General features: G+C 61.9%; 16 protein-coding genes. 6 read left to right on the top strand and 10 right to left on the bottom strand.

From position 1 onward, the window contains the following. Positions 1-27: 27 nt before the first annotated feature. A complete protein-coding gene (locus tag AC3WWH_RS12990) occupies positions 28-453 on the top strand; it encodes a hypothetical protein (protein ID WP_058321332.1) in 426 nt (141 codons plus the stop codon). 335 nt (positions 454-788) lie between these two features. On the opposite strand, the gene eglC is transcribed toward AC3WWH_RS12990, so the two are convergent. Next, a complete protein-coding gene (eglC, locus tag AC3WWH_RS12985; RefSeq protein ID WP_058321331.1) occupies positions 789-2186 on the bottom strand; it encodes an endo-1,3-1,4-beta-glycanase EglC in 1398 nt (465 codons plus the stop codon). 358 nt (positions 2187-2544) lie between these two features. Here eglC and AC3WWH_RS12980 point away from each other — a divergent pair, with 358 nt between their 5' ends. The 3 genes from AC3WWH_RS12980 (at position 2545) to AC3WWH_RS12970 (ending at position 7519) form a co-directional block, all read left to right on the top strand. Beyond that, positions 2545-4416 carry a sigma-54-dependent Fis family transcriptional regulator gene (locus AC3WWH_RS12980; RefSeq protein ID WP_058321330.1) on the top strand — a complete coding sequence of 624 codons (1872 nt, stop codon included), beginning with the start codon at positions 2545-2547 and terminating at the stop codon, positions 4414-4416. Positions 4417-4579: 163 nt separating this feature from the next. Then, on the top strand, positions 4580-5653 hold the full coding sequence (locus tag AC3WWH_RS12975; protein ID WP_058321329.1) for a 2,3-butanediol dehydrogenase: 1074 nt from the start codon (positions 4580-4582) through the stop codon (positions 5651-5653). Positions 5654-5719: 66 nt separating this feature from the next. Beyond that, complete coding sequence (locus tag AC3WWH_RS12970; protein WP_058321328.1) at positions 5720-7519, top strand: NAD(P)/FAD-dependent oxidoreductase; 1800 nt, start codon at positions 5720-5722, stop codon at positions 7517-7519. A 207-nt stretch (positions 7520-7726) separates the two neighbouring features. Here AC3WWH_RS12970 and tdh read toward each other — a convergent pair whose 3' ends face one another. The 7 genes from tdh to AC3WWH_RS12935 all read right to left on the bottom strand — a co-directional run bounded on the left by tdh (position 7727) and on the right by AC3WWH_RS12935 (position 15216). Beyond that, positions 7727-8761 (bottom strand): L-threonine 3-dehydrogenase, encoded by a 1035-nt coding sequence (gene tdh / locus AC3WWH_RS12965; RefSeq protein ID WP_492376995.1) that lies wholly within the window; start codon positions 8759-8761, stop codon positions 7727-7729. A gap of 11 nt (positions 8762-8772) precedes the next feature. Next, positions 8773-9960 carry a glycine C-acetyltransferase gene (locus AC3WWH_RS12960; RefSeq protein ID WP_492376994.1) on the bottom strand — a complete coding sequence of 396 codons (1188 nt, stop codon included), beginning with the start codon at positions 9958-9960 and terminating at the stop codon, positions 8773-8775. Further along, positions 9961-11070, bottom strand: coding sequence for an NAD/NADP-dependent octopine/nopaline dehydrogenase family protein (locus tag AC3WWH_RS12955; RefSeq protein WP_197417294.1), 1110 nt, complete (start codon positions 11068-11070; stop codon positions 9961-9963). Between the two features lie 68 nt (positions 11071-11138). After that, complete coding sequence (locus AC3WWH_RS12950) at positions 11139-12224, bottom strand: ABC transporter ATP-binding protein (protein WP_058321880.1); 1086 nt, start codon at positions 12222-12224, stop codon at positions 11139-11141. Beyond that, the gene (locus AC3WWH_RS12945; RefSeq protein WP_058321881.1) at positions 12224-13018 is read right to left on the bottom strand and encodes an ABC transporter permease; all 795 of its coding nucleotides are present in this window, start codon (positions 13016-13018) and stop codon (positions 12224-12226) included. The genes AC3WWH_RS12950 and AC3WWH_RS12945 overlap by 1 nt, the downstream gene beginning before the upstream one ends. Continuing rightward, entirely contained in the window at positions 13018-14004 is a 987-nt protein-coding gene (locus AC3WWH_RS12940; protein WP_082640750.1) for an ABC transporter permease, read from the bottom strand. The genes AC3WWH_RS12945 and AC3WWH_RS12940 overlap by 1 nt, the downstream gene beginning before the upstream one ends. Positions 14005-14109: 105 nt before the next feature. Continuing rightward, a complete protein-coding gene (locus AC3WWH_RS12935; protein WP_058321883.1) occupies positions 14110-15216 on the bottom strand; it encodes an extracellular solute-binding protein in 1107 nt (368 codons plus the stop codon). Positions 15217-15519: 303 nt separating this feature from the next. Here AC3WWH_RS12935 and AC3WWH_RS12930 point away from each other — a divergent pair, with 303 nt between their 5' ends. Then, entirely contained in the window at positions 15520-16449 is a 930-nt protein-coding gene (locus AC3WWH_RS12930) for a LysR substrate-binding domain-containing protein (RefSeq protein WP_058321884.1), read from the top strand. A 56-nt stretch (positions 16450-16505) separates the two neighbouring features. Here AC3WWH_RS12930 and AC3WWH_RS12925 read toward each other — a convergent pair whose 3' ends face one another. Together AC3WWH_RS12925 and AC3WWH_RS12920 are read right to left on the bottom strand one after the other, a co-directional pair. Further along, positions 16506-17429, bottom strand: a complete 924-nt coding sequence (locus tag AC3WWH_RS12925; protein ID WP_058321885.1) for a DMT family transporter — start codon at positions 17427-17429, stop codon at positions 16506-16508. 50 nt (positions 17430-17479) lie between these two features. After that, positions 17480-18124 (bottom strand): glutathione S-transferase N-terminal domain-containing protein, encoded by a 645-nt coding sequence (locus AC3WWH_RS12920; protein WP_113399278.1) that lies wholly within the window; start codon positions 18122-18124, stop codon positions 17480-17482. 245 nt (positions 18125-18369) lie between these two features. Here AC3WWH_RS12920 and AC3WWH_RS12915 point away from each other — a divergent pair, with 245 nt between their 5' ends. Then, the gene (locus tag AC3WWH_RS12915; RefSeq protein ID WP_058321887.1) at positions 18370-19299 is read left to right on the top strand and encodes a LysR family transcriptional regulator; all 930 of its coding nucleotides are present in this window, start codon (positions 18370-18372) and stop codon (positions 19297-19299) included. Position 19300: the final 1 nt, after the last annotated feature.

The following is a 19300-nucleotide window of genomic DNA, read 5'->3' as shown; positions in this document are numbered from 1 at the left end:
CGCAACTCTGGACGTGGAACAAACGTAATGCGAGCAGCCGAACCCGCGATGACATCGACATTGGCCCAGACAAAAGAGGACATCAGCCGTGCGATCGCACGGATGCACGGCGCGGTCTTGAGCAGCGCCATCGACTGCGAATGCCGTGACCGCGTGGGCGAGGCACTGCGCGACCTTGAGAGGCTGGAGCGCGAGCGGATCGAGCGGAGCCTGTTGACCGCGGCCGGCGAGCAACGGCGTAGGATCGCGGCACTTCTCGAACTGCTGGATGATTTCGACCCGAACGAAACAGATGCGCTCGACGACGGCACCATGGCGGAGGCGGGTCTGCTCTTTGCCGATATCGCTGCCGCCGCAGAGTTGGGTTCCTATCTGCTACGACAATCGCGCCAGGTTCGCCATTCATCCGGCGTGGTGCAGGAGGTGAGCAATCGTGCCGCACCCAGCGAGTGACCTTTGCCCAGCGCGTTTCGAAGGCTTGCAGCGACGCGACGCCTCGCAGCGCAGCCGGTTCAGAGACGCGCTTCTGGACATTGCCATGTCCCAAACCGTTGCGCTCGGGGAAATGAGCTTGCTTCTCGAAACCCTGCAAGACGATAGAGGAACCGGAAGCACGGACTGGCGCTGATGTGGCCGTCCCTCGCGTCCTGGCCGTTGCGTCGGGTAGTGACATCCGGTTCGCCACGGAACCCGACGAAGGCGGAGCCCATCCGTACAGACGCTGCGCATGGTCATGGCCGTTTGGCAGGGTGGGCCGCTCCGGAAGCGGCCCACCCTTCGTCGTCCGCTTAGATATCCCAGTCGGAGTCCAGCGAGTACGCCTCGATGGAGTCGATCTTCATCTCCGCGCCGTCGGCAAAGTCGTCATTAGGCGTGTCGGCCATCCCTCCAACCGCGAGATTGACGAGCATATACATCGGCTCGTGCATATCCGCGGGCGTGTCCGTGCGGGCGATCTCCGTGTCGTCGAAGTACCAGACGATCTCATCTTCCGTCCAAAGCACGCCATAGTCGTGAAACCCATCGGTATCGGCGACCTGCACTCCGTCTCGGCTGACGGTGTGCTCGCCACTTTCGTTGGAATGGGCGGTGGTGATCACGGTATTGGTGTCCTGCCCGCGCATTTCGACGACGTCGAGTTCCGGCGGCCAGGAGCCGTCGGCGGGTAGCAGCCAGAAAGCGGGCCAGGCGCCTTGATCGTCCGGCATGTCGGCTCGCATCTCGAAGTAGCCGTAGGTCTGGGCGAAGGACGAATAGGTCGTCAGCATCCCGGACGTGTAATCATAGCCACCGATCTCGGACTGGATTTCTCCCGAGGCGCGCTCGGCGGTGATCGTCAGCACGCCGTCCTCGACCGAAAACGGGTTGACGGAAGCGGTCGGCTCATAACTCGGATTGACGTACCATTGCAGCTCGCCGTTTTCGGTTAGCGTTGCCCCCTCTTCCGGCGCCCACCAGTATTTCGCATCCCAGACACCGCCTGTGTCGCTGCGGAGTTGAAGCGTGTCGAAATCATCGGAGAAAGTCTGCGTGAAGGCGGACCGGTCCAGGCTCAGCTTGAACTGGTTCTCCTGCAATTGGTCGGTTGTCGTATCGGCGAACACCACACTTTCGCCGTCGGCGAGATGAAGGCGGAGATCGTCCCCGTCCTGGGCAGAATTGGCCAGGACCTGTTCGAACGAGGTGAACCCATAGCCATCGAGGCGGACAGTGTCGTTGGAGCTGAAATCGGCGATGAGATCGCTGCCGTTGCCATGTTCGAACACGAAGGTATCGGCTCCACCGGCGCCGATGAGCACGTCGTTACCTGCGCGTCCGTCGATGGTCTGGCTGCCCGAACCACCGGTGATGATATTGTCGGCACTGTTGCCGAACGCATATCGGTCGTTGCCGGTGACGGTCAGGTTCTCGAAATTCTCCGGCAAGGTGTAGCTCATCCACGTATCGATCGTGTCTACGCCTTCGCCGGGGGCCTCTTCGGCCCGGTTCGTCGATGAATAAAGGTAGTAGATGTCGTCGCCCGTGCCGCCGACCATCGTTACGTCGACGGAACTGTCGCCCCAGATGGAATCGTTGGCGGGCGTGCCGAAAAGGCTCGGTCCGGATCCGCTTGCGGAATACCATGCCGTCGAACTTCCGCTGTAATAGACCGGCTGTCCTAGGGCGTTCATGGCAGTTCTGCTCATCGAGAAGTCTCCTGCTTGATAGAGTGCCCCTTCCCGGTGAGCACCCCTAGCATCTCTGACTGTGGCCTGTCGCCCACACCTCCAACTCTTTTGCCCCTGCGCATTCTTCAACTGTGATGCAGCAGCTGGCCGCCGACAGGCTCCCGTGGGGATCGAGGCGCCCACCGGAAAGCAGCCTATGCGCCGGCGACGCGATATTTGGATGGAGAAAGGAAAGCGCTCACGCCGCAGCATCACGATGGCGCGGATTCCGATCGATACCTCGTGGGAAGTCCCCCGGTCGCTGCTTTGCCTATTGATAGATATGGATTGTCGACACGCCGAGAGTGTGTCAGCTTCCCGCCTGGGAGGCCGATCGATGACAACGCCGCTATCGCATATACGTGAGATAGAGCGTGTTGGCTCGGGCGCTGCGAGCCCGCGCGATGCACCCGTGGTCCAATCCTGGCTTCGCTGCCTCAATGATTACAAGCTGGATCCGACGATCGCGCAGGAAGCCTATATCGTTCCGGGATCGAAGCTGCGCGAGCATCGCGAACAGGCTGAAGAACTGATCCGCATCGGCCGCTCCGGCCTTGAAGGGCTGTTCAACCAGGTCGCCGAACAGAACTATGTTTTGTTGCTGTCCGATGCGCGTGGCGTCACCGTCGATTTCATGGGCGACCCGACTTTCGACAACCAGCTGCGCAAGGCGGGGCTCTATCTCGGCTCGGAATGGTCGGAGAGCCGAGCAGGAACCTGTGCCGTCGGGGCCTGCATTGTCTCCGGCGAACCGGTCATCATTCATCAGGACGATCATTTCGACGCCAGCCATATCGGACTGACCTGTACGGCGGCGCCCGTCTTCGACACGCTTGGCGACCTTACCGCCGTGCTCGACATCTCCCAGCTCCGGTCACCCACCGCCAAGGCGAGCCAGCAGCTGGCGCTGCATCTGGTGTCCGCGACTGCACGCCGGATCGAGCTCGCCAATCTCATGACCCGTACCCGCAATGACTGGGTCCTGCGGCTCGCGCGGTCGCCGGAATTCCTTGATGTCGACCCGGACGCCGCCATCGCCCTGGATGGCAGCGGGCGTATCACTGGCATGACCCATGGTGGTTTCGGCGCACTCGCCCGCTCGATGAACATCCGCGGCCTCAGAACGCGTGATTTCCTTGGCCTTCCGGTTTCGGAGATCTTCGATATCGACGTAGACGACCTGCCGAATTTCATGCGCGGCCGGCCGAACGGCGAACGCCTGCTTCGAGCCAAGAGTGGTCTTGTCCTTTTCGCTAGCGCCATCGCGCCCGTCGTCAGCCTTCGCACGCCTGCCGGCGCGGAACCGCGCCTCCCACGGGCTTTGCGCGATCTCAGTCGCGGCGACGCCGCAATGGAACGGGTGCAGACCCGCGCGGCGAAACTTGCGACCCGCAACATCTCTATTCTCATTCAAGGGGAAACGGGCAGCGGCAAGGAATATCTTGCGCGCGCGATCCATGACAGTTGCGGCGGCAATGGCAACTTCGTCGCGGTCAATTGCGCGGCAATCCCGGAGCATCTCATCGAGTCCGAACTCTTCGGCTACGCTCCCGGCGCGTTCACTGGCGCCAGCCAGAAGGGCAAGCGCGGCCTGATCGAGGATGCCGACGGCGGCACCCTGTTCCTCGACGAGATCGGCGACATGCCGCTTTCGCTGCAAAGCCGGCTGTTGCGCGTGCTCTCGGAAAATGAAGTCCAGCCGGTCGGCGCGCTGAAGGCGCGCCCGATCCGCCTGCGCGTGGTTTCCGCCTCCCACCGCGATCTCGCGGAACTGGTGAAGGAAGGCCGTTTCCGAGAAGACCTTTATTACCGCCTGAACGCCGCAACGCTCTGCCTGCCAGCCTTGCGAGAGCGCCAGGATCTCGGCTGGCTGATCGACCAATTGCTCGCTCGCATCGAGAAGGAGAACAACGAGCCCTACCGCATCGACAAGGCCGCCCGGGCGGCCTTGCTGGCGCATGAATGGCCGGGAAATCTGCGTGAGCTTTCCAACGTCCTGCGGGTCGCCGCCGCACTTTCCGAAGGTGGCCTCATCGATACCGAGTGCCTGCCGGAACATCTCTTCGCCGCCCAGGTCGGTTCGCTGCCTGGCGAGGACGATGCATTGAGACAGGCGCTGCGAGACTGCGGCGACAACATCTCGGCACTTGCAAGGAAGCTCGGCGTCAACCGCTCGACCATCCACCGTCGCCTGAAGCGTCTCAACTGACGCAACGCCTGCAACACCTGTTGCGCAGCAACTGTTGCATTCCACGAGACATTCGGCTGCGATCATTTTTAAGAAATTGATATTACTGAATAAATAGGCAACCTGGCGATCTGGCATGCTGCTTGCTGTCCCTCCTGTGCAAGAACAACAGGAGGAAACACAAATGAAAGCTCTGCGCTTTCACGCAGCCAGGAATCTCCGCATTGACGATGTCGAGGCCCCGCCTCAGCCCGGGCCGGGCGAGGTGCTGGTGGAGAACCGTTTCTGCGGCATCTGCGGGACCGATCTGCATGAATATGCCTATGGGCCGATCTTCATCCCGAAAGAGCCGCATCCCTTCACCGGCGCCCATGGACCACAGATCCTTGGTCATGAATTCGGCGGCGTCGTAAAGGCAGTCGGCGAAGGGGTCAGCCATGTGAAGCCGGGCGACCGGGTCTCAGTCCAGCCGCTGATCATGCCCCGCCGTGGCGACTACTATGCCGATCGCGGTCTGTTTCACCTGAGCGCCAACCTCGCACTTGCGGGCCTCTCCTGGCATTCCGGGGGAATGGCGGAAGCAGCCCTTCTCAACGACTACAATGTCCAGCCCATTCCCGATGCACTGTCCGACGAGGAGGCCGCGCTGATCGAGCCCACCGCAGTCGCTGTTTACGCCTGCGACCGCGGCGGCGTCACCGCCGGTTGCAGCGTGCTGGTCACCGGCGCAGGGCCGATCGGCATTCTCGTTGCGATGGCTGCGCGGGCCGCCGGCGCTTCGAAGATTTTCCTCTCCGACCCCAACGAGACGCGACTGTCGCTGGCCAAGGAAGCGCTGGGCGACGTCCGCACGATCAATCCGAAGATGGAAAAGGTCAGCGACGTCGTCCAGGCCGAGACCGAGGGCGGTGTCGGCTGCGACGTCGCCATCGAATGCGTCGGCAACGAACATGCGCTCAAGGCCTGCGCAAGCGCCGTGCGCAAGCGGGGCGTTGTCGTACAGACCGGTCTTCACCCAGGAGAAAACCCGTTGAACTGGTTCGACGTAACCTTCAAGGACATCGATATCCGCGGTTCCTGGGCCTACCCGACCCACTACTGGCCGCGTGTCGCGCGCCTGATCGCCAGCGGCCAGATTCCGGCGCGGCGGATCGTCACCAAATATGTCTCGCTCGGCGAGGCGGTTTCGGCAGGGTTCGATAAGCTACTCGATCCCGCCGGCACCCATTTGAAAATTCTGATCGACCTGAAGCGTTAGGCCGGTCCGCGTTGCGGGACGGTTGAGGAGCCGTCCCATCTTCATCACAGAGCAGGAGGAGAAACGATGCTCGAGAAGACCCCCACCACCCGCGTTCAGACGCTGCTTGATGCCTTTGGCGACGCGCTCGAAACCGGCCGCATCGACGATGCAGCCAAGCTCTTCGCCGAGGAATGCTACTGGCGCGACCTCGTCGCCTTCACCTGGAATATCAAGACGGTCGAGGGCCGGGATCAGGTGCGCGACATGCTTGATGCGCAGCTCGCCTTTGCAAAGCCCTCCAATTGGCGCGTCGCCGCCGGCGAGGAAGCGACCGAGACCGATGGCGTGCTCGAAAGCTGGATCTCGTTCGAGACGGCGACCGGGCGCGGCTATGGCCTCGTGCGCATCAAGAACGGCCTTATCTGGACGCTGCTGACGGCGCTTGCCGAACTCAAGGGCCACGAGGAAAAGTCCGGCTTTACCCGCCCCCTCGGCGCCAAGCATGGCCAGAATGTTGGCGCGAAGACCTGGAAAGAGGAGCGCGAGCATGAGGAGCGCACGCTCGGCTATGAATACCAGCCCTATGTCGTGATCATCGGCGGCGGACAGGGCGGCATTGCGCTCGGCGCTCGGCTTCGTCAGCTGGGCGTGCCCACCATCATCCTCGAAAGGAACGAGCGGCCAGGCGACAGCTGGCGCAAGCGCTACAAGTCGCTCTGCCTGCATGACCCCGTCTGGTACGATCACCTGCCCTACATCGACTTCCCGAAAAACTGGCCGGTCTTCGCGCCAAAGGACAAGATCGGCGATTGGCTGGAATTCTATACGAAGGTGATGGAGCTGAACTACTGGACACGCTCCACCGCCAAGTCGGCCAAATGGGACGAAGCCACGAAGGAATGGACGATCGTGGTCGACCGCGACGGCGAGGAAGTGGTGCTGCGGCCGAAACAGCTCGTCTTTGCAACCGGCATGTCCGGCAAGGCGAACATCCCGGATTTCAAGGGCCGCGAGCGCTTTAGGGGTGAGCAGCATCATTCCTCGCAGCACCCGGGGCCGGATGGCTACAAGGGCAAGAAGGTTGTCGTGATCGGCTCGAACAATTCGGCCCATGACATCTGCGCCGCACTTTACGAAGCAGGCGTCGACGTCACGATGATCCAACGCTCGACAACCCATATCGTTAAATCCGACACGCTGATGGATATCGGCCTCGGCGGGCTCTATTCCGAACAGGCGCTGGCAAATGGCGTGACGACGGGCAAGGCGGACCTCATCTTCGCCTCGCTGCCCTATCGGATCATGCACGAGTTCCAGATCCCGCTTTACGACAAGATGCGCGAGCGCGACGCCGACTTCTACGCGGCGCTGGAGAAAGCCGGCTTCCAGCTGGATTGGGGGGCGGATGGCTCGGGTCTTTTCATGAAGTACCTGCGCCGCGGATCCGGCTACTACATCGATATCGGCGCTTCACAGCTGATCATCGATGGCAAGGTGAAGCTTGCCGCGGGACAGGTGGAAGAGATCACCGAGACCTCGGTAAAACTGTCTGACGGCAAGGAAATCCCGGCCGACGTCATCGTCTATGCGACGGGCTACGGCTCGATGAACGGCTGGGTCGCGGACCTCATCGACCAGGAGACCGCCGACCGCATCGGCAAAGTCTGGGGGCTCGGCTCCGATACGCCGAAGGATCCCGGCCCCTGGGAGGGCGAACAGCGCAACATGTGGAAGCCGACGCAACAGGAGGCGCTTTGGTTCCACGGCGGCAACTTGCACCAGTCGCGCCATTACTCGCAGTATCTCTCGCTGCAACTGAAGGCACGATTGGAGGGCATCCAGACACCGGTCTATGGCCTGCAAAGCGTTCATCACAAACGCTGACGAAAGTGCGCCGACGAGAGGGCGGTTTGCCCGCCCTCTCCCCGCGCTCGCGAGAAGTCCAGGCTAGCTTCACGCGAGAGATCTGGAACGCCCTCCGAAGCGCGGATGAACGTATCTCCGAACCCGCCGCGAGCGGAGACTCTGGCAAACGCTTATCTATGGTCGTTCCAGAGACCACGCAAATCGCGCGGAGCTCTCCTCAAGGCCTTACCAGTCCATCACTACCTTGCCGGAATTGCCGGAGCGCATGGCCTCGAAGCCGTCGCGGAATTCGTCGATCCTGATGCGGTGGGTGATGACGGGAGAAAGATCGAGCCCGCCCTGCACGAAGGCAATCATCTTGTACCAGGTCTCGAACATCTCGCGACCGTAGATGCCCTTGAGGTTGAGCATCTTGAAGATCACCTTGTTCCAGTCGATCTCGAAGCCGGCCGGCGCAATGCCGAGGATGGCGATCTTGCCGCCATTGTTCATCTTGTCGATCATGTCGCGGAAGGCCGGTGCCGCTCCCGACATCTCCAGCCCGACATCAAAGCCCTCGGTCATGCCGATCGCCTTCATCACGTCGGCGAGGTTCTCCTTCGAGGCGTCGACGACGTAATCGATGCCGACGCTTTTGGCGAGCGCGAGGCGCGTCGGGTTGATGTCGGTGATCACCACCTTGCGCGCACCCGAGCGCTTGGCAACCAGTGCCCCCATGATGCCGATCGGCCCGGCGCCGGTGACGAGCACGTCCTCGCCGACGAGATCGAAGGAAAGGGCGGTGTGCACGGCATTGCCGAACGGGTCGAAGATCGCCGCGACCTCGTCCGGCACGTCCTCAGGGATCGGCACGACGTTATATTCCGGCAGGCAGACGAACTCGCCGAAGGAACCCGGGCGGTTGACGCCGACGCCGAGCGTGTTGCGGCACAGATGCCCGCGGCCGGCGCGGCAGTTGCGGCACTTGCCGCAGACGATATGGCCCTCGCCCGACACCCGCTCGCCGACATGGTACTTGGTGACGGCCGAGCCGACCTCGGCGATCTCGCCCATGAACTCATGGCCGACGACCATCGGCACCGGGATGGTCTTTTGCGCCCACTGGTCCCAGTTCCAGATGTGCACGTCGGTGCCGCAGATCGCCGATTTCTTCACCTTGATCAGCACGTCATTCGGGCCGATCTCCGGCACCGGCACCCGCTCCATCCAGAGGCCTTCTTCCGGCTTCGACTTCACCAGCGCCTTCATCATGTTCGTCATCGGTCTCTCCCTCAGATCACGCCAAGCTCGCGGCCGACCGCCTCGAAGGCGGTGATCGCCCGGCGTACGTCGTTCTCGCTGTGGGCCGCCGACATCTGCGTGCGGATGCGCGCCTGCCCCTTCGGCACCACCGGGAACGAGAAGCCGATGACATAGACACCCTTTTTCAGCATGCGCGCCGCCATCTCCTGGGCGAGCGCCGCATCGCCGAGCATGACAGGGATGATCGGATGGCCCTCGCCGGCGAGCGTGAAGCCGAGCTTCGACATCTCGGTGCGGAACAGGGTGGCATTGGCATAGAGCCGCTCACGCAGCGCGTCGCCGTTTTCGATCAGGTCGAAGACCGTGAGCGAGGCGGCGGCAATCACCGGCGCCAGCGTGTTGGAAAACAGATAGGGCCGCGAGCGCTGGCGCAGCCACTCGACGACCTCGGCCTTGGCCGAGGTGTAACCGCCGGAGGCGCCGCCGAGCGCCTTGCCGAGCGTGCCGGTGATGATGTCGATGCGGCCCTCGACGCCGCAATGTTCGGCCGAGCCGCGGCCATTCTTGCCGACGAAGCCGACCGCATGGCTGTCGTCGACCATGACCATGGCGCCGTATTTGTCGGCGAGGTCGCAGACGCCTTGCAGGTTGGCGATGATGCCGTCCATCGAGAACACGCCGTCGGTGGCGATCAGCTTGAAGCGACTGCCCTCCGCCTTCTTCAGCTCCTCCTCCAGTGCTGCCATGTCGTTGTTGGCGTAGCGGAAGCGTTTGGCCTTGGAGAGCCGCACGCCGTCGATGATCGAGGCGTGGTTGAGCGCGTCGGAGATGATCGCGTCCTCTTCGCCAAGCAGCGTTTCGAACAGGCCGCCATTGGCATCGAAGCAGGAGGAATAGAGGATGGTGTCTTCCAGGCCGAGGAACGACGAGATGCGGGCCTCGAGCTGCTTGTGCTCCTCCTGCGTGCCGCAGATGAAGCGCACCGAGGCCATGCCGTAGCCGTAACGGTCGAGCGCCTGCTTGCCGGCCTCAGCCGGTTCTTCGTTGTCGGCAAGGCCGAGATAGTTGTTGGCGCAGAAATTGAGCACGCGGTCGCCCGAGGCGACCTCGATCGCGCCCGCCTGCTTCGAGGTGATGACACGCTCCGACTTGTACAGCCCGGCCGTCTTCAGGCCCTCGAGTTCAGAACGAAGATGGGTGAGGAAGCGATCGCTCATTCAGACGCGTCCCTCGGCTCGATCGACAGCGACGACAGGCGGGAAGCCGGTGCGGCACAGGGCATCGAGACCTTCGAGATCCAGCCGCTCGAGGCCCAGTTCCGGAAGGAGGTCGTTCTCGCCTTCGAAGTCCCGGCCGTACATGGCCGAGAAGATGCGGATACCGGCCTCGTGCAGGTCTGCCGGGCATCCGGCCAGGCGCGCGAGCTGCGCCGTGACCACCAGACCGAAGGGAACATCCTCCGTCACGTAGCGGCTGTCGGCCGTCGCAGGACCCGTGCCATTATGTCCGGCCTCATGCATTTCCTGGTTCATCTGCGAGATGGTGCTGACCGGCACATGGAACGACAGGTGGAAATGTTGGAAAATGTCGCGCACTTTCAGGTCCAACTTCTCGGCTATGGCCAGGCGCTCGCGATCGAGCGTCTCTAGAAGACGGCCTATATTGGGGGTGACGTTCTGGGCCTGAACCCAGCTCTCGCCACGCTCCATACGCGACATGTTGCCAAGCGCGATGCCCAGGTGGTTTTGCGGATTCAGGTTCGACAGGGCGATTGCCAGCAGGCTGCCGCGATCGACAAAATGTTCGCCGAAGAGCGCCTTGCAAACCGCGTGTCCCCTGGCGCTCTCCGACGCCGGAACGGTCGCCAGATCAACCTGCTTTCGTATCGTGTTCACCTGGACCAGCGCCGGGCCGAGCTTCCGACCGCTGACGATCGTCGTACCCCAGGCGACGATCGGCACGCTCATGCCGCGCGCGGCCAGAAGCGATGAAAGGTAGAGCGCTCCGAACGAGGTGTGCGAACTGAAGATTACCACTTGCCAAGCAGCGAGATGGGGCGCGATTTCGTCCAGCACGAACCTGTGACCGTAGGCCGGCAACGCGATGACGATCGCATCTGCACCGCTGACCAGATCTGCTGCGCTCTGAGCGACCGCCGGATCGAACACGCCTTCGACGGCACCCTCGGCCGTCAGGCTTTCTCCCTCGGCCAGCGCCAAGGTCCCTGTGCCGGATGGCGACCAGAGCGTTGCCTTGTGTCCCAGTTTTTCAAGAAGTGCGGCGGTGCCAAAGGCAATAGAGCCCGCACCCGCGATACCTACTCGCATGTCGTTTTCCATTTTAACTGATATCGGGTAACGGGCGCCGCCAGGCGCCCGTCGTTAAGACGTTGCGGCTATGACGCCGCGTTTCGGGAGGGGATGAGTGTGGTCGCTTCGGACGGCCAGCCAACCCAGATGTCGTCGCGGCGGAGGCCTTCCATTTCGCTTGGATGAACGAGCGCGTTGAGCAGGTGTCCGTCACCGATCTCAACCTTGAGCGATGTGTGGTTGCCCTTGAAGACGCGCTGGCGGATCCGCCCCTGCACCCGGTTTGCCACGCTCGGTTCGTGCGCCGAGCATTGGATTGCCTCTGGCCGCAACACGACGTAGATCGCGTCGCCTGGGTTCGGAGACAGCGCGCCGGGGGAGGTCTTGATCGTCACACCGTTCCACCGCACCGCGGCTTCCCCTGCTTCGGTGCCGACGACATCGGAACGCAACAGATTGGTTTCACCGAGGAAGGTCGCCACGAAAGCGGAGCCCGGGCGATTGTACAGGGTCGCCGGATCGCCCATCTGCTCGATCCGGCCATTGTTCATGACCACGATCGTATCCGACATAGTCAGTGCCTCTTCCTGATCGTGGGTGACGAACATGAACGTCTTGCCGGTCTGCTCCTGGATCGCCTTGAGCTCGACCTGCATGGTCTGGCGAAGCTTCGCATCGAGTGCAGAAAGCGGCTCGTCGAGCAGGAGAACGTCGGGATCGGGCGCCAGCGCTCGCATCAAAGCGACACGCTGGCGCTGACCGCCCGACAGCTCGGACGGAAGTCGGCCTGCGAATTCCTGCAACTGTACGAGTTCCAGAAGTTCCGATACCCGCTTCTGGATCTGCCGGTTGTCGACCCCCTTCAATTCCAGACCGAAGGCGATGTTCTTCGCGACGGTCATGTGCGGAAACAGCGCATAATCCTGAAACACGATGTTCACGTTGCGCCGGTTCGGCGGAACCCGGGTCACGTCACGGCCCGATAGCAGGATGCGGCCGCTCGTGGGTGTTTCAAACCCGCCGAGCATGCGCAGCGTCGTCGACTTGCCGCAGCCGGAGGGGCCTAGCAGCGTGACGAATTTGCCGCGCTCGATATTGAGGTTGAGATTATCGACCGCGACAAAGCTGCCGAAGCTCTTCCTGACATTTTCGAACTGAACAACCGGTTCCATCAGCGGATCCTCGAACGACGTGTGAGATATTCTGCGTAAAGTCCAACGATGGCGGTGACGACCAGGACGAGTGTCGCCATGACGTTGATCTCAGGCGACATGCCGGACTGTACGCGGGCGAAGATGAGCATCGGCAACGTGGGGCGATAGCCGCCGAGGAAGAAGGTGCGGACGAAGTCATCGCTCGACAGCAGCAGGCAGAAGATCATGCCGCCGAAAATGGCCGGCCCCAGGTAAGGAAGAGTGACGCGGAAGAAGGTGACGATGCTGTCTGCGCCGAGATCACGCGCGGCGTCGACCAGATTGCCCGGCATCGAGCGCAGTCGCGTCAGCACCATGACCACAACGAACGGAACGGCATGAACGACGTGGCCGAGAATGATGGCTGCCGTGCCGGTCGGAAGATCTATGGTCGTGATGAAGATGCGCAAGGAGATCGCCGAGATCATGCCCGGCACGACGGCGGGAAGGCACGCCACGGCAAAGGCCACGTATTGAGCGGCCCCGCGCAGCGACCCGATCAACATCGCAATCCAGACCCCGATCACCGTTGCGATGGCTGTCGTCGCCGCGGCGATCATGATGGTGTAAAGGCAGGCGTCCAGGAACTGCTTGTTCTGAATGACCTTGGCGTACCAGTCGATCGTCAGGTTTCCGAGCGGAAACGAGATGAAGCTCGCATCCTTGAAGCTGACAGCGACCATCAGCGACAACGGCAGAAACAGATAGAGGACAAACAGCCAGTAGACGGACTTGAGAGCCAGCCCCGGCCAATCGAGAAACATGGCGCGCATCAGAATGTCCTTTGCTTCGAGCCGCCGACGACCCGCATGAACAGACCCACGGTCACGAGGGATGCAGCCAGCATGATCATTGCGAAGGCGGCACCCGCCGGCCAGCGGCTGCTGGCACCGTGGAAGAAGCTGCTGATCGTCTCGGAGAACATGCTGGTGGTCGGCCCGCCAAGCAGGATGGGGGCAGAAAACACGCCCATGCAGGTGAGGAAGACCAGCGAACAACCGGAGACGATACCGTCGCGCGAAAGCGGCAGCACGATGCGGCGGAAGCGCGTGAACGGCCCTGCCCCGAGGTCGGCTGACGCATCAAGCAGGGATTTCGGGATCTTCTCGATGGCCGAATAGAGCGGCAGCAACATGTACAGGCAGACCATGTAGACCAGGCCGAAGCTGATCGAGAATGAGGTGTAGAGCATCTGGATGGGGCGGTCGGTCAGCCCGATCTCCCGCAGAAGCACGTTGACTGCACCACGATTGGCCAGAAGCATGATGACCGAGAAGATGCGGATGATTTCGCCGGCCCAGAACGGTGCCAACAGCAGGAGCAGCGCTCGCGACCTACCCCCGGGCGAGACCACCTTTGCCACGTAGTAGGCAACCGGATAGACCACGATCAGGGTTACCGCAGTTGCAATCGATGCGTAGACGAAGCTACGCAGCAGCGGCATCCAGTAGAGTTTCTCGCTGAAGAACAGCGCGTAGTTGTCGAGCGTGAAATTCGCCTCCACGCCAGGCTGTGGCGGATAGCTGGAAAGAAGGCTGATTCGCAGCATCTCGTAGATGGGGCCGATATGCATCATCAGCATCCAGACAACCGGCACGCCGGCAAACAGAAGGATGCGTCCGTATCGCCACTCGGCAACGGCGCCCAACGTATATCGATAGGCCGGCGAGTGGATCACCCGGGCAATGCCTGTCGAATATTTCATTTGAGCGGCATAGGCGGGGATACCCCCATCCGCTGTGCTTGTTCCCACGGCCATTGAATTGTCCCAAACCTTGACCCGCTGGGCGGCGACCAGACGTGCGTCGTCTTACTGACCCCGTCGCTACAACGGGGTCAGGGCCAATCGCCGCTCTATGGTTGCTTAAGCCGCCTTCAGTTCGGCGACGGCACGATCAATGATTTCGTTTTTCAGCGAACGGTTGGTCGAGCTGAAGAAGGTGACGCGCTCAAGTTCGTCCTGCGGCAACGTCGACGCCAGCCGCTCCTTGTCGTTGAGCAGCTTGTCGACGCCCGAGATTGTCGAGCTGAAACCGGAGGTGCGCGTCATTGCGGCACCGACCTCAGGATTGGCCAGGATAGCATCGAACAGTTTGTAGGCGTTCTCGCCGTTAGGCGCGTTATTGACGATGTTCAGCGTGTAGCAGAACCCGTAGGTGCCTTCTTTCGGAACGGACAGTTTTACTGGCACGCCGTCCATGATCAGCTTGGCGGCCGGGCCCGACCAGGCTTGCGCCAGGTGGATATCCTCGTTGATGAACATCTGCTGCACTTCGCTGGCTGCGTCGTAGTATTTGCGAACCATATGCTTGTGCTTGATCAGGAAGTCGCGCGCCTCGTTGGCGGCGTTGCGGGCCTCTTCGGCCTTGTCGGTATAGGTAACGAAGTCGCCATCGTGGCCGAGATACTTCATGGTGATCGACATGAAGTCGCCCGCCAGGTACGCGGTCAGACCCTCGTATTTCTCGTCGAACATGATGCCCCAGCTGTCGGCCTCCGGCACGTAGTCCGTATTGCGGACCAGGCCTTCGTAGCCGGCCAGGATCGGCAACCCCCACAGGTTGCCCTCGTAGCGCGCCCAGGACGCGTCCTGATAGGCCGGGTTGAGGTTCGACCAATTGCGCAGCCTGGCCGTGTCGAGCGCCTGTACCAGCTTCGAACCGATGAACTGGCTATAGCGATGGCCCGCAACGGTGACGATGTCGGTGGTCGGACTTGCGCCTTCTGCCGTGAGCAGATTGTACTGCTTGCCCTGGTCGTCCGTCAGACGGATGCGCACCTCAATGCCGCTTTCCTTCTGGAACTGCTCGATGAAGTCCTGCGGCAGGAACTTGTCGTATGTGGTGATGTTGAGAACCGAGCTCTGCGCGCTGGCCGGCCGGATGATGTACGGCGCTGCGAGCAGCGTCGCGCTGCCAGCTCCCAGCAGCTTGAGTGCGTTCCTGCGATTGATCTTCTGTCCGATAATCATTGTTCCTCCTCGCGCCTCCCAGCGTGACTTGATGAGCGTCGGTCCGTGCGTGGCGCAATGCCGGGCCGATCGCCAATCGCGCAACCGGATAGATCCGACTGCAGCCTGCACATAGATAGGCGCAGCAATTTTGACCCGTCTAATTGTTTTTGAGTCTGCCTCTATTCCAAAAGGTTATAGGATCGCAATTCGCGTCGCGGCGCCGAGCGCCGGTGTTTTCCAGCATAGCGAGCGGTCACATTGTCAACATCCGGTGACGGCGCTAGGGTGATTGCAGGCCGCCCCCTTTTGAGAAGTTATGGAATGAAGCGCGCACCGAACCTGCGACAAATCGAGGCCCTCAAGGCCGTCATCGAATGTGGTACGGTCAGCCGTGCAGCCGAGATATTGCATATCTCGCAACCTGCGGTGAGCAAGCTGTTGGCGCATTTGGAAGAGGATACGGAACTTGCGCTGTTCGATCGCGTCAAGGGGCGGCTCATCCCTTCGGAACATGGGATGCGGCTCTACAAGGAGATTGATCGTGTCTTTGCCGGCATCAAGCAGATAGAGCGGGCCGTCGACCTGATCCGGCGCGAGGAGCTTGGGCAAATTTCCGTTGGCGTGATGCCGGCCCTGTCCGGTCCCTTCATCAGCCACACCAACAAGCGCTTTCTTGCCAGGTATGGCGATGCCTATATTTCCGTGGTGATCCGCAGTTCGCAATTCATCGTTGAATGGCTGCTCTCCAAACAGGTCGACATCGGCCTGATCAATCGCAATACGGACAACCCCTATATCGAATGTGTTCCCCTACGCGGCGGTGACCTTGTCTGCATAGCGCCGGCGGGCCATCGCTTCGCGGCGAAACAACAGGTCGAGCCGGCCGACATCGACGGCGAGCCCTATATCGGCTTTGCCGCCGACAACCGCATCCGGCAGAAGATCGAAAGCACACTTGATGGCTACGGCACCCGCCTGAATTACATCATGGACGCAACCCTTGCACCGGCGGTGTGTGAAATGGTCGCCAACGGGCTCGGGATTGCCATTGTCGACCCGGTGTTCGCCTACGGCCAGCGCGATCACCTTACGATCAGGCCCTTCCGCCCCAACATTGCATCTGATCTCAGCCTCTGCTGGCTTCGCGATACAAAGAATCGCCATCTCGTTGATGCCTATGTTGAGGCGACGCGCGCCACCGTGCAGGAAATGCAGCTCGGAATGGGTGTGACCAGCCAAGCGACTGAGTGACATGGAAGTTCTCGGGCAGTCGGCGGATCGCCGACTGCGATAAGGTGCGTCTTGCTTCAGACGAGTTTGATGAGAGCGACACCCGCAAGCAGCAGCACCACACCGGCAAGACGCAAGCCCGACACCGACCTTTGCGGGAGGCGGAACCAGCCGTAGCGATCGACGAATACGCTTGCGACCTGCTGACCTGCGACAGTGAAACCAACGGCTGCGGCAGCGCCGATCACCGGGATCGCAGTAAACACCGTGGTGACATAGGTCGCTCCGGCGAAACCGCCGAGCCAACCCCACCAGGGCATGGTCTGCACGCCGCCGATGTTGGGGCGAGGTGTCTTCTGCCTGGCGAGCGCCACCAGCATCACCGCTGCCATGGCGAGCGTGGCGACGAAGAACGAGATCGCGCCCACCGCAAAGGGTGCACCGCCAAGCTCCTGGCGCAGCAGCGCATTGACGGCCCCCTGGACCGGGAGGACCGCGCCGGCCACGAGTGCCAAGGCGATCCATCCAAGCTTGTCAGCTTTGAGGTTGTCCTTTCCGCCTTGGCCGAACACGACCATGCCGACGCCGATGAGCACGACAAGCGTGCCAGCCGCGGCTCCGGCCCGAAGCCCGGTTTGCACCACACCAAGCAGGCCAAAGCTATCGAGTGCGAGAGAAGCGAGCATCTGCCCGGCGATAAAGAGGCCGACCGATACCACTGCGCCGAGGCGGGGAAATAGAACGATCGTCGAGACAACGTAGACGGCCGAGGCAGTGCCTCCGATGAGATGCCACCACTCAGCCCGCGGAACCGCGCCAAGCACGGCGAGGGTCCCGGTGAACAGGGCGACGAGAAACAGCAAACCGGTGCCAATCGCGAGCTGGAGCGTGGTCGCCGCGAACGGTGATCCGACCGCTTTCGAAAGCTGCGCATTGGCGCCGGCCTGAACGGCGAGCAGACCGCCCGCAACCAGAGCCATTGGGACGAACAGGGTCTCCATGACGGACCTCCTTGATGAGAATGACGTTGAGCGTGGATGGGGAGAAAGGATCAGGCGCTGATGCTCTCGCGGGCCGGCAGCCGCGGGACGACAAGTCCGCGCAGCACAGCTGGGCGGGCACCGACCGCCATGTACCACCGGGCGAGATGGGGCGTTGCGTCGAGCGTGAGGCCGAGCTTGGTGAGACCGGCATGGATCCATGGCCAGGTCATCACGTCGGCAATGCCGTATGCCTCACCCGCGATGTGGGAGTAGCGCGCCAGTTGCCCTTCGAGCACCCGGTAGACGCGGTTTGCTTCCGCCTCGAAGCGGCCAATGACATAGGGGATCTTCTCCGGCGCGAAGACCTTGTAGTTCCAGAGCTGACCCAATGTCGGCCCGACATGGGCTGCCTGGAACAAAGTCCAGCTTTGCGCCTGGATGCGCTCGGCATCGGAGCCGGGCAAGAGCACACCGGACCGCGCGGCGAGATAGGGCAGAATCGCGCCTGACTCGAAGACGGTGCGATCCTGATCCGGATCGACGATAACCGGTATCTTGTTGTTGGGATTGAGGGCCAGGAATTCCGGTGTCCTCTGCTCGCCGACCTCGATATCGATGACGTGAGCATCATAGGGCAGTCCGGTCTCTTCCAGCATGATCGAGGCCTTGTGACCATTCGGCGTCTGGTAGGTGTAAAGTTGGATGGGGGTCATCTTGCGTATCTCCATCGACCGGTCCGCTCGATCGTGGTTATTTAGTTAGACCGTGCTTTCTCGCAGCGCGATCTGTCTCTTTGCCGTCTGACGCTGCATATTTGCACACCAACCACTACGCGCCGACCAAACACCAAGGCGCCTGATCGTGAGGGGTCGGCTTTGCCGATCCGATCGAGAATGGCGGGGACAGCGCTGCAACTTCGCTCGCCCGGTCCGCTTCCCTGTTGTAAGTTTGCGCAATCATGCACAGCCACCACCAAATCGACTGGGAAGATCTCCGCTTTGTCCTGGCGGTCGCGGAGGCGAATTCTCTTGCCGCTGCCGCCCGCGCGCTCGGCGTCAATCACACCACCGTGCTCCGCCGCGTCGGATCGTTCGAACAGAAATTGGGGGTTCGGCTGTTTGATCGCCTCCCGTCCGGCTACACGCTCACGGCCGGCGGCGAGGAACTGCTCGCGGTGGCGCGCCAGATGGCCGAAACGGTCACTGAACTCGAACGGCGCCTGACGGGACAGGATCTGCGTCTGGAAGGCAGCCTGCGGATCACCACCACCGATACGCTCATGGCCTCGATCCTGCCGTCGATATTGGCTGCCTTCCAGCAGCGCCACCCCGGCGTCCTGCTTGAGGTGAGCACGTCGAATGCCCTGGCAAATCTCTCCCACCGCGACGCGGACGTCGCCATTCGCCCAGCCGTCGATTCCCCCGATGCCCTCGTTGGCCGCCGGATCGCGAGTGTTGCCTTTGCCGTTTATGCGGCGCCTTCCTACCTGCAGGAACGCGGTTTGGCATCAGTCGACGAGATCGACTTCGCGAGGGAACGCTGGGTTGGGCTCGGCGACGCCCTTGCTTCCACAAGCGTCGCACGATGGATGCGCGCGACGCTGCCGGCGCCAGCGGTGCTGCGCTGTGACTCGCTGGTTACGGCGCGCGAAGCGGCAGCAGCCGGCATCGGGCTTACCGCTCTCCCTTGCTATCTCGGCGATACGACGTCCGGCCTGATGCGCATCGGCGCGCCCGTTGCTGAAATGACGCGAGAACTCTGGCTTCTCACCCACGAGGATCTGCGCCGCACGGCCCGGGTCAGCGCCTTTACCGAGTTTGCAGGCCAGGCGCTCACGAAACATCGCCCGTTATTCGAAGGGCATCATCCCTCCGACCCCTCTCGTTAGA

It is taken from the genome of Ensifer sp. EB106-03-01-XG145 (assembly GCF_058792075.1).
This window is presented reverse-complemented; position numbering and strand designations above follow the sequence as displayed.

Excerpts from the sequence above, each read along its gene's own strand:
- AC3WWH_RS12990 (WP_058321332.1), top strand. The coding sequence starts at position 28 with ATGCGAGCAGCCGAACCCGCGATGACATCGACATTGGCCCAGACAAAA.
- eglC (WP_058321331.1), bottom strand. The coding sequence starts at position 2,186 with ATGAGCAGAACTGCCATGAACGCCCTAGGACAGCCGGTCTATTACAGC.
- AC3WWH_RS12980 (WP_058321330.1), top strand. The coding sequence starts at position 2,545 with ATGACAACGCCGCTATCGCATATACGTGAGATAGAGCGTGTTGGCTCG.
- AC3WWH_RS12975 (WP_058321329.1), top strand. The coding sequence starts at position 4,580 with ATGAAAGCTCTGCGCTTTCACGCAGCCAGGAATCTCCGCATTGACGAT.
- AC3WWH_RS12970 (WP_058321328.1), top strand. The coding sequence starts at position 5,720 with ATGCTCGAGAAGACCCCCACCACCCGCGTTCAGACGCTGCTTGATGCC.
- tdh (WP_492376995.1), bottom strand. The coding sequence starts at position 8,761 with ATGACGAACATGATGAAGGCGCTGGTGAAGTCGAAGCCGGAAGAAGGC.
- AC3WWH_RS12960 (WP_492376994.1), bottom strand. The coding sequence starts at position 9,960 with ATGAGCGATCGCTTCCTCACCCATCTTCGTTCTGAACTCGAGGGCCTG.
- AC3WWH_RS12955 (WP_197417294.1), bottom strand. The coding sequence starts at position 11,070 with ATGCGAGTAGGTATCGCGGGTGCGGGCTCTATTGCCTTTGGCACCGCC.
- AC3WWH_RS12950 (WP_058321880.1), bottom strand. The coding sequence starts at position 12,224 with ATGGAACCGGTTGTTCAGTTCGAAAATGTCAGGAAGAGCTTCGGCAGC.
- AC3WWH_RS12945 (WP_058321881.1), bottom strand. The coding sequence starts at position 13,018 with ATGCGCGCCATGTTTCTCGATTGGCCGGGGCTGGCTCTCAAGTCCGTC.
- AC3WWH_RS12940 (WP_082640750.1), bottom strand. The coding sequence starts at position 14,004 with ATGGCCGTGGGAACAAGCACAGCGGATGGGGGTATCCCCGCCTATGCC.
- AC3WWH_RS12935 (WP_058321883.1), bottom strand. The coding sequence starts at position 15,216 with ATGATTATCGGACAGAAGATCAATCGCAGGAACGCACTCAAGCTGCTG.
- AC3WWH_RS12930 (WP_058321884.1), top strand. The coding sequence starts at position 15,520 with ATGAAGCGCGCACCGAACCTGCGACAAATCGAGGCCCTCAAGGCCGTC.
- AC3WWH_RS12925 (WP_058321885.1), bottom strand. The coding sequence starts at position 17,429 with ATGGAGACCCTGTTCGTCCCAATGGCTCTGGTTGCGGGCGGTCTGCTC.
- AC3WWH_RS12920 (WP_113399278.1), bottom strand. The coding sequence starts at position 18,124 with ATGACCCCCATCCAACTTTACACCTACCAGACGCCGAATGGTCACAAG.
- AC3WWH_RS12915 (WP_058321887.1), top strand. The coding sequence starts at position 18,370 with ATGCACAGCCACCACCAAATCGACTGGGAAGATCTCCGCTTTGTCCTG.